This window comes from Roseovarius aestuarii (genome assembly GCF_019966515.1).
In the GTDB taxonomy this organism is placed as follows: domain Bacteria; phylum Pseudomonadota; class Alphaproteobacteria; order Rhodobacterales; family Rhodobacteraceae; genus Roseovarius; species Roseovarius aestuarii.
Genome location: NZ_JAIMIB010000019.1, coordinates 41,467 through 55,250, shown reverse-complemented (window position 1 = coordinate 55,250; position 13,784 = coordinate 41,467). Strand labels below are relative to the sequence as shown.

Genomic DNA, 13,784 nt, shown 5'->3' with positions numbered 1-13,784 from the left:
TTAGAATTGATCAGTATGGTATCACAAAGCATTTCCCCTGGCGCAGCGGTAGTGAGATTTATTTTTTATAAACAGAGTTTTAATCCGTTCCGCAGCGCCGCTTCCGGCTGCGGGTCGTTACTGTGTGCGGATATCGGAACAGGATGGATCGGCCAACTGTGCGGATATCCGCACAGTCTTCAACGGTAGTCTTCCGCTTTGATTCCATGCTTTGCAAGCTTGTCGTAGAACGTCTTGCGCGGCAGCTTGAGCGCCCGGGCCGTGGCCGAGGCGTGACCTGCGTGCTGAACCAATGCCTCGATGATCAGTGCCCGTTCGACCTGGGCCATCTTGTCCGCAAGGCCGATCGTTTCCCCGCCCAGCGGCTCCTCAAGGCCCAGCACAAAACGCATCGCCGAATTTCTGAGCGCGCGGGTGTTGCCGGACCAGTCCTGAACCATCAGCCCACCGATAATTTCAGGTGTCACCTCGGGCACCGCGACACGGGCTTGTTCTGCGATCTCGCGCACGTAATGGCGAAAAATGACCGGTATGTCCTCGGTTCGCTCTCCAAGCGCGGGCACCCGGACGCGAAGTGCGTCAAGCCGGTAGTTCAGTTCTGACATAATCCCGGGGCCGTCCTGTGTTTCGGTTGCGCCTGCCAAAACGCGGGCACCCTGCATCGCGTCGAGATGCTCAAGAAGTGCGAATTGTGCCGCTTCTGGCATCGCTCCTACCTCCTCGATGAATAACGTACCCGTTGCGGCGGCTGCCAGATGCTCGGCCAAAGCCGCCGGGGACAGCCCGGCACCAGCAATGCGTCGATACAGACCGTCGGGGCGGCGGGACAAATGGTGGATCACCTCGGCCACCTTGGCGATTCCCGATCCGGGCGGTCCTTCGATCAGCACTGCGTCGTCAATAGGTGCCAGGCGCCGCACCTGATCGCGCAGCGCCTCGACCAAGTCCGATGCGCCAAAGATCATCCGTGCGGCCGCGTCACCCCGGGTCAATTCGGATTTCAGGGCGCGGTTCTCCAGCACCAGGGCCCTCGCGCGCATGGCCTTTCTGACGGCATCGACCAACACCTCGTTGGCGCAGGGTTTCTCCAGAAAATCGTAGGCGCCCTTGCTGATAGCGCCCACCGCCATCGGTATGTCGCCTTCGCCGGTCAGCAAGATCACCGGCAAGTCCGCATCAACACTCTGCACATGGTCCAGAAGATAAAGGCCATCGCGCCCCGGCATGCGGATATCTGACAGAACAATGCCTGGAAACCCGGTCGTGATATGATCCTTGGCGACGATGAAGGACCCGGCAAGAATGGATGCGTACCCGGCGAGTTCGAGTGTCTGCCCCAACGCTTCACGGACCAGCGGCTCATCTTCGACCACAAGCACGGTGTTTGTCATGCCGCCGCCTCCTCGCTCCAGGGCTGCAGCTCGACCGTAAAGATGGCGCCGCCGTCGGGATGGTTCTGCCCGCGAATATTCCCACCGAAGCTTTGTACCAGCCCGTAAGAGATCGATAAACCCAGTCCCACACCTTCGGCCTCGCCGATCTTCTTGGTAGAATAAAATGGCTCGAACACCCGGTCGGGCTCCTCGATCCCCGGCCCATTGTCACGGACACTCAAAAGGACTGGCGCGCCGGGTGTCAGCGTGACACGAACTTCGCGCCGATCGGCCTCTGCCATCGCATCCGTGGCATTCGTGATCAGGTTCAATATGACCTGTTGCAATCGGACCTCTCCGCCCTGCACCCAAACCGGCGCGTCCGGCAGGTTAAGGCGCACTGTTGCATCGCGCTGCCTCAGGTGAATTTCGGCAAGATCGGCTGCCCCCCGCACGATCCCTATCAGATCCACCCTATGCACCGTCTCCTTCTCCTGTCGGGCGAAGGCTCGGAAATTCTGGATAATCCGCCCCATGCGCTGTGCAAGCTGGCTGACCTTGCCAAGGTTGCGCGCCGCGGTTTCGGTATTGTTGCGCTCCAGAAAGGTCACGGCATTGTCGGCAAAGGATTGGATTGCCATCAGCGGTTGGTTCAGTTCATGGCTGATCCCGGCGGACATCTTGCCCAGTGCTGACAGCTTTTCTGCCTGCACGAGGTCTTCCTGAGCCCGTCGCAGGGCCTCCTCCGCCTCCAGTCTTTCGGTAACCTCGGCACGAAGCGATTGGTTGGCGTTGCTTAATTCGCGTGTGCGTTGGGCCACGCGCCGTTCCAGAAGTAGATTGTCGAGCGTCAGCCGCCTGCGCTGGCGCGCCACGACCAGGATGACCGTTCCCAGCAGAAACATCACCGCCCCGGCGGCAGCGGCCTGAATTTCCGCGTTGATCAAGGCAGGCCGCAAATCGATCAGGGCTTCTGCCGTCATTCCGATTACGGGCAGGTCGCGGGTCAGGTGCAGGGCGTGGCGCGGCAAATAGCGTCCCGCCGAGACTGACCAAAGCTCAAAACCCCAGAGGCGTTGCGTGGTAAAGTCGACGAATGGCGCGATCGTTTCGTCTTCGCTCTGCGCGGCGCCAATCGCCGCGCTCAGGTTGCGGTTGCGAAGCACGAGTTCCGATCGATTTGAGAAATAGATGATCCCGTATTCATCGGTCACATAAACGGCCGGGCGCGACCCGCGGAATTCGGCCTCGATGGATTCAAGATCGACCACCGCCACGACTACCCGATCTACCTTGCCAGAATCGGAAAAGACCGGTGCGGCATAGTAGAAAGCGCGACGCCCGGATTCGGCGCTGATCTGAACCTTTCGACCCATTGCACCGTGCAGGGCGCGGCTAACGAAGGGGCTGAGCCGCCAATCATACGCTCCCCCACGCGATGCACTGGCAATGACTTGTCTTTCACGGTCAAGAAGCACGAAGTCGAGCGCACCCGAGAAATCGGACGTACCCAACAGGATTTCCGCCAGTTCGGGGTCAGAGACGCTCAACCGCGCCAGGCGCGGATCGGAGGCTAGCGCAACGGCAAGCTGGCGATATCCGAACAGGCTGCTGACCAGCCGATCCGAGGCCAGGGAAAGGTCCGATTGTCCCCGGCGCTGAAGTTCGTTCAACGATTGTGTCGCTGAATAGAGGAACACACCGCACGTCGCGCAGATGACCACGACGAAGAAAGATATGATGACGGGGAAACGTTTCACCCATCCATTTATGCGCCCTATGCGGCACGATGCAACACATCAGCACATTGCCAGAAATGCCGGGCGAGATCGGGGTGCCGACCCACGTTTCCGGGGTCGTGGCGCCTGTCCCCTATCAGCATGATCTGTTCCGCCTGGTGGAAGATAGGCATCGCGCGACCGATTGAACTTGGCCCCCCGGATACTCTGTCCCGGAGGGCCGCACTCGTAAAACTCATACAGGTCATGCTGGTGTGAATTCGGGATAAGCCTCCATACCCAGCTCTGCCATGTCCAGCCCGTTGATCTCACTTTCCTCGTTTACACGCAGCCCCACGGTGTATTTGAGCGCGAGCCACACAATGGCCGAGGCGCCGCAGACAAAGAGGCCGACAATGATGATGGAATAAAGCTGGGTCAACAGACTGGCCGCATCATTGGTGAAGACCACGGCGAGCGTTCCCCAGATGCCTGCAAATAAATGCACAGGAATGGCACCGACCACATCGTCAATCTTCATCCTGTCGAGCATCGGAACCGCGAAAACCACGATCACACCGCCGACGCCACCAATGAGCGTCGCTTCGACCAGCGTGGGTGTCAGCGGCTCTGCCGTGATTGAAACCAGACCTGCCAGTGCCCCGTTGAGGATCATGGTGAGGTCAGGCTTTTTGTACATCACCTGGGTCAGGGCCAGTGCAGCGAACGCTCCGGCAGCAGCGGCGGTATTGGTATTCGAAAAGATGCGGCTGATGTCGGCCACGTTGCCGGCAGTGTCCATATAAAGCTGCGAACCGCCGTTGAAGCCGAACCACCCCAACCATAGGATGAACGTCCCCAATGTGGCCAGCGCCAGATTAGAACCCGGGAACGGGTTGACCTTGCCGTTTTTGTATTTGCCCAGCCGAGGGCCCAGTATGATTGCGCCGGTCAGTGCGGCCCAGCCGCCCACGGAATGCACGACGGTCGATCCAGCAAAATCCTGAAAGCCCATCCCGTCGAGAAAACCGCCGCCCCATTTCCAGCTGGCCTGAATCGGGTAGATAACCGCCGTCAGCAATACGACAAACACCAGAAACGGCCATAGCTTGATCCGCTCAGCCAGTGCACCCGACACGATAGAGGCGGTAGCGGCACAGAACATCAGCTGAAAAAAGAAATCTGATCCGACTGAAGCATAAGTAAGGTCGGGATCAGCGCCATCCAGCCCTACCGGTTCCAGCCCGGTGATAGAGAACTCACCAAGGATGTTGGCAATTGTCCAGCCGTCGCCCGGATACATCAGGTTGTAACCCAGAATGTAATAGAAGAGTGACGCCAGCGAAAACAGTGCGACGTTCTTTGTCAGTTGCATCGCAACATTCTTGCCCCGCACCAAGCCTGCTTCCAGCATGGCAAAGCCCGCGGCCATGAAGAATACCAAAAAGCCCGAGACCAGAAACATGAAGGTTGTGAAGATAAAGCCGATATCGGCATTCAGCGGTGTCGTGCCAGCCTCCTGTGCGCCCCCCGTCTGAGGCAGCGCGATCAGCATCGCGGCAACGCCCAATTTGATGTAGTTTGACATATCCTTCTCCTTGTCCTTCGCGCTACAGCGCGTCTTCGTTGGTTTCGCCAGTGCGCACCCGAATGGTTTGCTCGATGTCCTGAACGAAGATCTTGCCATCCCCAATCCTGCCGGTGCGGGCAGTAGTGGTGATAGCGTCGACCACCTGGTCGGCCATCGCCGCCGTGACTGCGATTTCAAGCTTGATCTTGGGAACGAAATTCACCGTGTATTCAGCTCCACGGTAAATTTCAGTGTGACCGGATTGTGCGCCGAAGCCCTTGATTTCATTTACCATCATGCCGCGCACACCGACATTGGTAAGCGCTTCGCGTACCTCGTCTAGTTTGAACGGTTTTATCGTCGCCGTTATGAGTTTCACAATCTTTCCTTTCGGGTTTCCGTACAGGGATAGTGCAACCGCAACGTAGAAATTTCTGCGATGCAGCGTAAAGCGAACGTGACGATTTTCGGGGGTGCTTTAAGCGGGAGCGCTCATTTACCGGGCAGATTTTCAGTTTTGCCCGGTAAATAGGCGCAAAATGTGTGGGATTTTGATGCAGGGATGGTCTTTGGCGTAAGTTGGAAGGCGGTATGGTCCGGTGGCACGGATGTTCAGCCCTCTGATGCGATCAACTGCGTTGGAAACCACAACCAATGGCCGGTTCCAACTCCTTGCGGACCTGCCAATATCTTGCCATGCGCCTGTTGAGGATGCTTTTGCTGCTGCCTCAATACACTTCAATGACAGGTATCCGGAAAGGTTCAGACTCGGCGTAAATTCCGCATCCGGAAAATCGTGACTTGTTCCGAAATGCTGCTAATCTTGCACGGTATGGTTGAATTGCCTGTCTCAAGGAATGCCGCAAAGTGCCTGCCCATCCACCCAAGACCGCCAATATTCCAGCCAAAGCACCAACCCCTACGCGCTCTGGCGCGTCCCGGGCGCCGGAAATCGCGGGCAATTCTGAACACGCCGCTCTGGAACAGCTTCAGCTGCGCGCAGATGCCAGTCCTCTGGTTCAGCGGCTGGCGGCTCTGCGGCAGCCACCGGATGCGCGACCGGAACCAGTTCAACGCGTCGAAGATGAAGACGAACTTCTACAAGGCAAAGAGATGCAGAGCGGGAATGGTGATGTGGCGACGGATGGCGGTTCGGCAGAGGGCGGCGAAGCAGGACAGTTGCCGCGCGACCTGCGGGCCGGGGTGGAGCATCTGTCAGGGGAATCGCTGGGTGATATACGGGTGCACCGCAACTCGGCCGCACCAGCGCAGGTCGGTGCGCATGCCTATGCACAGGGGCGTGACATCCATCTTGGGCCCGGGCAGGACCGCCACCTGCCGCATGAAGCCTGGCACGTGGTGCAACAGGCACAAGGCCGGGTGCGTCCGACGCTGCAGGCTAAGGGCGTTGGTATCAACGATGATCCGGGATTAGAGGCCGAAGCGGACCGGATGGGCGCCAAGGCACAGTTGCTGGGCCCCAATGTTGCCACGGTACAAACGCTGAACGACCCGGCACAACAGGGTGACGCCCCGATCCAGCGTGTCCGCGGCGGCGTCGAATACACCGAGACAACGGGCACCCTGCGGGCCTATGATTCAAACGCCGATTTTCCCCACACCGCACAGCACAGCAGTTTCGCCGTCGGCGAGGGGACGGTTTCCGCATATATCGTCAATTCTGATGCGGCGGGCGACCCCGATATTGGCGACATGACGAACGAGGATTTCGACCTGGTGTCGATCAGCGATACGGTAAGGTTGACCAACGATGTCGAAAGCGCCGAGTGGATCATCGAACGTCATCGGCAAGATGTCACGCCGGAGGTAATGACACAGAATCTCAAGGATGATTTCAAGGCGCTGTTCCGCGCGCGCAAACAGGTCGCCAGCAAGGCCAGTTCGCTTGCGTCCAGCAACCCCGGCAGTCACGTGGTGCTGGTCACCGGAAATAATTTTGGATATCTCGACGTTGCCTCCAGGGTTTTTGTCTACAAGCCCGGCGCGAATAAGGGCTCTGCCCAGATTACAGCGCAATACTCTAACGAAGACACGATCGCGCGGATCAACCAGCTCAATCTGTCCAAGTTCCTGACCGGAACCAAGGTGGCCGAAGGCGAAGACCTGCCAACGATCGCGGGCCGTCGCAGTACGGCGCTGCAAGCGGCGGACGTGGCCGGTACGACCAGCTTTTCGAGTGCCGGCACGTTGTTGGGCACATTGCAGGGCGCCTCGAACGCCATACCCATTGACGGTGGGGGTGGCGACCGCCTGACGGCGCAGCAGGTAGGTATTGTCAAGCTGATGGTTATCAATGACGCGCTGGCGACAACGATGGTGCGCTATGCGGACGAAGTGGGTCAGGGGCAGGACAAGAACCTGCAGCGTTTCTTCCCCAAATCGCGCCGCGATGAATACGTAAAGACCGTCGCGGCAGCAGATCTGCATGACAACGAAATGACGGCCCTGCGGGCCGAGATCAATCGCACCCGGGCCGTAGATGCTCAGCTTGTCTACACTGCGGCAGACCCGGGTGCGCTGCGTGTCGACGAGGCGTTCACAGAGCTGCAGGAGGCGGGTGGGGCCGGTCTTGCCGAGATGGTCGAGACCCGCAGCAAGTTGGGACCGGGTGGCTTGACCGGCGTTCCAACGGCTGACGAGATGAACGCACTTCGCACGGTTGTGCTGGGGGCAAATGGGGCGCTTCTGGCCGCCTGGATTCAGCATGCGGCCAATGCCTATACAGATGTCTCGGATGACGAGGCCGATCATTCTCGTCTCGTCGGCGGGAATACTGTCGGCAACGTCATCGAAACGTCGCGCGGGTTCACGCCTGTTCAGGGCGGGCGCGGTGCCATTTACGAGATGCGCGAGCGTGAAATCGGCATCGACAAATCGGGCATCTTCAATATCGGCAGTATGAATGACATCGAACAGGCGCTCGAGCTGGTTTTTGGCGCGGCGGGCTAACGCGTGTCGATCTTAGCCCGAGATATCCAGTACTTTTGCGCCGCTGCTAGCGGGCTCTAATAGGAGCCGATCAATATGCTTTTGTATCTTTCTAGGCGGGCCGCCACATGCGATGGCTTCCTGAAAAGCTTTGAGTGCCGTGGTGGGATGTCTGGGCGCACACGCCTTAGCAAGCGTCATCCAGTAGATTGAGCTTTTGCGCCGATTTGCCCTGGACATCAGCGCAAGCTTTTCAATTTCCCCATCCTGCTTGGTAATCAAGTCAACCAAAAGCGAGAGACACCCCGTTTCGCGTAAGTAGCGCAATACCTGATGTGAGGCATGGGGTAGTTTTACAAGGTCCCATGTTTCATCGACGGGAAGCAGATCGATATGCTGTCTGTCCACTGATGTACTGTCATAAAATACGGTTTTTTGCACCGTTGGATCAATGTGTTCGATGAGATCGTACTGGAAATCTTTTATGCGCGCTGCGGATCTCGACCACCTGGTTTCCCAGGGTACCATCTTTCGGTCGATCGAGAATTGGGGCGCAATTGCAAAAATTCTTTTTGGCGTGAGGCTGCCGGACAACAAAAGTGCCGCATAGGCGCCCATGCTCGCCCCATAAAGGGTTAATTCTGTGTCCACGCCAACATAGTCTCGTATCTTCGCAGCGATCTGGAAGACTTCATCATGCTGAAACCAGTTTGACGCATTTGAACGAATATAGATTGTCCCGGTTTCTCGCTTGTCAAACGCGCGCTGGCCGAAGCCAAACTCATCATAGCCACTCTTCGCGACGGCAAAGGGAAACGAAACGACCACGTGCTCGGGTATCGCCTCCGGACCCGTATACCAACACTGGTAATTCGATGAATTCCAGAACCAGTGGTGCACGAGTGCAGGTTTTGGGCGTTTTCCGAGTTCTCGTGCAAATCTCTTCCCCATCAGGGCTAAGCCGCGATGCGACAGGTGCAAGCGATCACGTTGGAGTTCCAAATCGTCCATCGGCACTGTTTCGTAGTTTTCAAGCGGTGCCCGTTTCAAGGACCGCCTGACCTTATCCCGGTACACGCACCGGTCTTCAGGAGGATTCACAATGCCGGCAATGACCGGCATGGTCGGGGCGCTTAACGAGATACGCACCTGGTTGATGAAGTTTGTAAATCTTCGCCGGTACAGGTTTGCGTCTTCTTCGTTCAGACTGTCTGCTTCTCCCTGTAGCCAGATCATCCCATAGAGGTGGCTTTTCCCACTTGCGAGAGCGGCCTGGGATTGATCGATCAGTTTCGAGAAAAGCCCGTCTGTTCTGGCCGGTGACCAGTGACGCTCCAGATAACTGCCATTTCGGGCAACTTTAACAATGCCAACCGGGCTTTCATCGATCCCGACAAGCCTTTGTGCCAGCGTAAGCTCAGGCCCAAAGGCGCTTTTCTGGTTCATTTTATTGGCTTGAAGTGGAATCCAGCCCGTCCCCTTCCAATAAAAACACCCGTCTTGAGCCTTCCGCCAACGTGGGGCCAAATCTTGGACCGTAGTACGATAGCCAACCATATTGCTTTGGCCCGCAACGATGACGATACGAGGGGGAGAGACAAACTGCATGTGTGAGTTTCAACCCTATTTTCGTTGCTCATCAACATTTTGAAACGGCGCGGAGCTTCTCATGTCGGGATGCCTCCGATCATTGTCAGTCAGGCTTAACAAAAAGAGCGTTCCTGCCATATTCTTTGACCATCTTGTAACCGGATTCCAGGATCAGGGCCGTGATATCAGTCTTCCAGAGGCTGTTGTGCTTGTGCTCAAAGAAGATAAGCCTTGGCCGTTGCGTTTTTGGTGCCTCGGTTAGCAAAGGTTCGATAGCCCGATCTTCGAACCCTTCGATATCGACTTTCAGGAAAGCGATTTCTGTCGTTTCGTCCTCTGGCAGAAACTCGGTAAGTTTACGGGTTTGCACAGTCCGCTTTGTGCCATTTTCAAATGGTTCGTTCAGCCGTGCCTGGCCCAGATTGTTGACGTCAGGTATATAGAAATCCATTTTGCCAATCTGATCCGATATGGCGCAGTCATGTACCGTCACTTCATTTGGCTTGTTCAGTGAAAGATTATGGACCAAGCGTTTGCGCATTTCCGGGTTCGGTTCAAAGGCGTGAATTTGCGATCCCTTTGGTGCATGCGCACCTAACCGGACAGAAAACGACCCTGCGTTGGCCCCAACGTCGAAAGCAATATAGGGATCGGTGCCCAGTTTCTTGAGAATATCACGCAGAGCGGCTTCCTCGTGAGTACGCCCAATCCGCCAAATCTGAAACTCAGTATTGTTATCGGCGGGATGAACCCTCATCCGGCACCCTTTATAGTCGACCTCAACGGGCTCAAGACACGCACGAATTTGCCGCCTGATGCCGCGTGTCGTTGCTTCGTCCTTATAGATCGTACGAAGAAGTTCGTGTGGAAAACTCATGCGCTCTGCTCGTCCTTGACGCCGCCCTTCGTTTTTTCGTGTGAAGCTTTAGCGCTTTTGAGCAAGCCCAGCATGGTCTTGTCTTTGCGCAGCTTTTCTATTTCTGCCTTGTGATAGCAAACCGCTTTTTGATGCAATTCGAACAATACCGGATCTGCCAGCAGTTCGGTCATTTTTTGTTTCGTCCTGTCCAGCAGTGGCTGGATTGTTTCATCCCGGTCAGCATTTCCATTTCGCTTCACCCAGTATTCAAGTCCGACAAAACTATCGATTGCGATGACGTTACCCTTCACAGCCTTCGTAAGGTAGGTTTCGATTGACCGAACGGGGTAGTGGTTGAGTTGCACCTGCTCGTAAACGCCGTGGGGCGTCATTCCCTTGTGCTGTCCCACGCGGCGTGTTTTGGGAAACTTTTTGCCGCCGCCATCAATCCAATCAATCTGCTTGTCATTGGGGTCATCGAATATCGGTCGGTGATTTGAAAGCGTGTAGCCAGGCGCCGAGCGATGTATCAGAGTCTTGATCCCACGCCGTGGCTTTTGAGCCGGAAATTTGTCGTCACAGCTTCTCATCTGCTCGGTCACGAGACGATCTTCGTAGTGCTCGATCCCGTCGCATCCAAAATCAAGATGGCAAAGCGAGATGATATTTGCCGAGCTATTGGCGTCGAAGAGCGCGTTCAATGTGCGGTCGCCGATATGGACATTGATGAATTCATCCACATCCATAGAGATAATCCAATCCGCGTCGCGGTACTCACGGTGATATCTGGCATATTGTAGCGCCGCAGGTTGGTGACGCGGGGAGTTGAAACCCATTGAAGGGTTCGGCAAGTGGCGCACATGCCCGAGGTGGTCCAGCTGATCGAGAATTTCGGTTGTCCCATCGCTGCAATCATTGGTGAAGATCAGAAAGTCGGTTACGCCAACCATCTTGTGATAGGCGATCCATTCGAGAATGAATGGCCCTTCATCTTTCATACATGTGACGGCGGTGACGCGAGGCTGGGTCTTGGCAGGAACTTTGATACGGCTGAATACAACCACCGTTCCCCCACGAGACTGCTTGGCGTCATAGGCAAAGCCCTTCGTCCTTAAGGCATCGAAGCATCGGGCGATCCCCTCCAGCTGATACACTTTGGGATGCAGTTCGATTACAACAGACCGACAAGACGAAAGATCAAGCGTTGGCAGCAGATCAAGTTCGCCGCCTTCAATGTCCAGGACGAATACCGAGGGCCGGTGCTTTTCGAAAATGGCATTCAGATCAATCTGCGAAACAGATACGGGCGTTATCGTCCCCGTCTCTCTTTCATGAGGTTTTTCAAGCGAAGACGCCCAGAAATCCTCACGCAAATAGAACGTGGCTTCGCCGCCAACTGGTGCGCCAACCCCAACACCGTTCAGGATTTCCACGCCCTCAACGCCGTTGAGTTTATGGGTCTCGTGAATGATCGGGATAAGATTTGGATTAGCCTCGACCACGATGACCTTCTCGGGCCCAGTCACCAGTGCTGCGGCGGTGGACACAACGCCGACCCCCGCGCCCAGTTCCAAAACTCTATCTCTTGGCCGTAAGATCTTGCGTAATAGTTTGATTTCAGAGGCTTCGTAGCGCCCTTTTCCGATAACCTGTTCCATACGCGGGCTGATAACGTCGGAAACGAAAGGAACTTTGATGCCGTGAGTTTCCAGAACGGTCTTGTATTTAGGCTTGTTCATGCTCCGCGCTTCCTACAGGTCTGGAACAGTAATCATGAACTGCTGTCCGATCCGCGGTGGCGGATCATCCATTCCATGAGCTTTCATGGCGTCTAAAACAGCTTCTTTCACATGCTTTCGGCCATCTTTTTCCCAGAAATAATCGTCGCCCGCGATGATCCCCCCTGCCCGCACCTTGCGGAACGCAACTTCAACGTCTTTCAGAACGAATTCGTACAGATGGTTCCCGTCAATGTAGAGCCAGTCAAAGTAATTGTCGGGAAAGCTCTCAAGAACCTCGGCCGAAAACCCTTTGCTGATCGAGATATTCGGCAGGTGTGCGTAGTTTGCGAAAACATTTTCGAACATTCCGCGCATGAACTCGTGGTTCTGGTGCTTCTTGTGGGTCCACTCCCCTTCATCTTGTCCTGACAACAGTTCCCAAGGATCTATCAGGGTCAATTCACTTGGCTGGGTAACCTCAAGAATGACACCCGAAAAACCACCATTCCACACACCAATCTCGGCGCAACGTCCGTTCTTTGGCATATGTTCCAGCATCCGGATGCGATTTTTGTGACGCTTGGGCGCTTTGACGCGCAGGGCTTCGGTCTCGGGCGTGACGGCCACTTTTTGCTTGAGCGCAGGTGACACTCCGACAAGCTCCTGTTTCAGCGCTTTGAACTCGTCAAGCTCCAGCAAACTGCCGAGCTGTTGCTCCTGGAACGCGCACGCACCTTCCTGCAAATGGGCGACGACAGGGTCTTTCACCAGTTCCTGATACTCGCTGTTCATCGCGTCGACATGGCGCTGAATCGACGTATCAATCTCACCGCCCTGACACCAGCGCGCCCAGTATTCTTTGCCAATTGTTTCGTTCACATGATTTGCCCGGCCACGTTTCCGTTTGATGAGGAACGCGTCAATTGACCTCACCGCGTAGTGATTTATCTGCGCGATGTCATATCCGAAATTGTCAGTCGGGCGTCGCGGATCGGATTTCGGATCTTCCTGCAGCCATGACGCGCGCCAGACAATGTCGTCCTCTTCACCATCTTCAAATACGGGGGCATGCAGCCCTATCCGCTTGATCTTTGAATTTGGCTTGAACAGGGATTTGACAAACCGGCCCTTTGCGCCTTTCCCGGCAGCGGCTGGTTCGGCGTCTGTGAACGCCTGAATGCATTTTCCCGGAAACAAAGAGCTATGGCCGTTATTCGAAAAGAGCCGCCAGGTCACCGGGATCACGTCAGCATCTGAATAATACGAGATCAGATCGTCAACACGACCGTCCCCGATTTGCACATTCAGGAATTCATCAACATCGCAAACATAAACCCACTCAGCGGACTTATAGGTTTCGTGAACCTTCGCATATTTTAGCGCCGACTTATGAGGGCCGCGCTTGAGCACCTTGTTGCGGACATGGGTAACGATCTTGTTCTGCTGCAGACGGTCGAGCAGGAGATCTGTTCCGTCGCTACAATCGTTCGTGTAGATCAGAAAATCCGTGAACCCGATTGCGCGATGATATGCGATCCATTCCAGCAGGTAAGGGCCTTCGTCTTTCATTGTCGAAACAATGAGCTTTTTGCCTGCGACTACCGGATTTTTTTGCTCCGGTTTCTTCTTGTTTTTTGTAACGCTGTCAGGGTCAAGCACCATGCTATCAATTCCTTGGCCACGCGACGAGCTAACTTGGTCTTTTGCAGAGGTACGGCGCGCTTTTTTTGGTGCTGCGGATTTTGAATCGCTCCTACGTCTCATAGCCATTTGATCGGGTTACTTCCATGTGCGAGGGATTTAATACAAATAATGAAGACACTGCGGGGAGCATCCGTAAGTTTGCGCATGAGGCTCCGCCCATGCGGCTTTGACGGTTCACCTGTTAAACCGTTGTGAGCGCATGATAACGAACTAGTTAACTGTGGCAACCCATTCTCTAGTCGAGTTGTCGATACCATTTGTCATGGGTGTATTTCGCAACCAGTTCGAGCACTCTTTGCG

Annotated in this window: 10 protein-coding genes; 2 read left to right on the top strand and 8 right to left on the bottom strand. The window is 55.6% G+C overall.

What is annotated here, in order from left to right; all coding sequences use genetic code 11:
• Window positions 1-179: 179 nt before the first annotated feature.
• Together LC334_RS18865 and LC334_RS23210 are read right to left on the bottom strand one after the other, a co-directional pair.
• A complete protein-coding gene (locus LC334_RS18865; RefSeq protein ID WP_085801776.1) occupies window positions 180-1,391 on the bottom strand; it encodes a sigma-54-dependent transcriptional regulator in 1,212 nt (403 codons plus the stop codon).
• Window positions 1,388-3,133 carry a sensor histidine kinase gene (locus LC334_RS23210; protein WP_085801775.1) on the bottom strand — a complete coding sequence of 582 codons (1,746 nt, stop codon included), beginning with the start codon at window positions 3,131-3,133 and terminating at the stop codon, window positions 1,388-1,390. Before LC334_RS23210 ends, LC334_RS18865 begins: the two co-directional genes overlap by 4 nt.
• A 29-nt stretch (window positions 3,134-3,162) precedes the next feature.
• Between LC334_RS23210 and LC334_RS18855 the strand changes: the two genes are divergently transcribed.
• A complete protein-coding gene (locus tag LC334_RS18855) occupies window positions 3,163-3,300 on the top strand; it encodes a hypothetical protein (RefSeq protein WP_176237745.1) in 138 nt (45 codons plus the stop codon).
• A gap of 56 nt (window positions 3,301-3,356) precedes the next feature.
• Here LC334_RS18855 and amt read toward each other — a convergent pair whose 3' ends face one another.
• Window positions 3,357-4,679, bottom strand: a complete 1,323-nt coding sequence (gene amt / locus LC334_RS18850) for an ammonium transporter (protein ID WP_085801774.1) — start codon at window positions 4,677-4,679, stop codon at window positions 3,357-3,359.
• Between the two features lie 22 nt (window positions 4,680-4,701).
• Window positions 4,702-5,040 (bottom strand): P-II family nitrogen regulator, encoded by a 339-nt coding sequence (locus LC334_RS18845; protein ID WP_085801773.1) that lies wholly within the window; start codon window positions 5,038-5,040, stop codon window positions 4,702-4,704.
• Window positions 5,041-5,528: 488 nt separating this feature from the next.
• On the opposite strand from LC334_RS18845, the gene LC334_RS18840 reads away from it, so the two are divergent.
• Window positions 5,529-7,631: an eCIS core domain-containing protein gene (locus tag LC334_RS18840; protein WP_223413078.1), complete on the top strand. Its 2,103-nt coding sequence runs from the start codon at window positions 5,529-5,531 to the stop codon at window positions 7,629-7,631.
• A gap of 12 nt (window positions 7,632-7,643) precedes the next feature.
• Here LC334_RS18840 and LC334_RS18835 read toward each other — a convergent pair whose 3' ends face one another.
• The 4 genes from LC334_RS18835 to LC334_RS18820 all read right to left on the bottom strand — a co-directional run bounded on the left by LC334_RS18835 (window position 7,644) and on the right by LC334_RS18820 (window position 13,349).
• Window positions 7,644-9,218, bottom strand: a complete 1,575-nt coding sequence (locus LC334_RS18835; RefSeq protein ID WP_085801772.1) for a sialate O-acetylesterase — start codon at window positions 9,216-9,218, stop codon at window positions 7,644-7,646.
• 85 nt (window positions 9,219-9,303) lie between these two features.
• Window positions 9,304-10,077 (bottom strand): FkbM family methyltransferase, encoded by a 774-nt coding sequence (locus LC334_RS18830; RefSeq protein ID WP_085801771.1) that lies wholly within the window; start codon window positions 10,075-10,077, stop codon window positions 9,304-9,306.
• Complete coding sequence (locus LC334_RS18825; protein WP_085801770.1) at window positions 10,074-11,798, bottom strand: FkbM family methyltransferase; 1,725 nt, start codon at window positions 11,796-11,798, stop codon at window positions 10,074-10,076. Before LC334_RS18825 ends, LC334_RS18830 begins: the two co-directional genes overlap by 4 nt.
• 12 nt (window positions 11,799-11,810) lie before the next feature.
• On the bottom strand, window positions 11,811-13,349 hold the full coding sequence (locus LC334_RS18820) for a glycosyltransferase family 2 protein (protein WP_223413077.1): 1,539 nt from the start codon (window positions 13,347-13,349) through the stop codon (window positions 11,811-11,813).
• Window positions 13,350-13,784 lie beyond the last annotated feature (435 nt).

What these genes read in the sequence shown, in the direction of transcription:
- LC334_RS18825 (WP_085801770.1), bottom strand. Translation starts at nt 11,798, where the DNA reads ATGAACAAGCCTAAATACAAGACCGTTCTGGAAACTCACGGCATCAAA.
- LC334_RS18820 (WP_223413077.1), bottom strand. Translation starts at nt 13,349, where the DNA reads ATGAAAGACGAAGGCCCTTACCTGCTGGAATGGATCGCATATCATCGC.
- LC334_RS18830 (WP_085801771.1), bottom strand. Translation starts at nt 10,077, where the DNA reads ATGAGTTTTCCACACGAACTTCTTCGTACGATCTATAAGGACGAAGCA.
- amt (WP_085801774.1), bottom strand. Translation starts at nt 4,679, where the DNA reads ATGTCAAACTACATCAAATTGGGCGTTGCCGCGATGCTGATCGCGCTG.
- LC334_RS18865 (WP_085801776.1), bottom strand. Translation starts at nt 1,391, where the DNA reads ATGACAAACACCGTGCTTGTGGTCGAAGATGAGCCGCTGGTCCGTGAA.
- LC334_RS18855 (WP_176237745.1), top strand. Translation starts at nt 3,163, where the DNA reads ATGCAACACATCAGCACATTGCCAGAAATGCCGGGCGAGATCGGGGTG.
- LC334_RS18835 (WP_085801772.1), bottom strand. Translation starts at nt 9,218, where the DNA reads ATGCAGTTTGTCTCTCCCCCTCGTATCGTCATCGTTGCGGGCCAAAGC.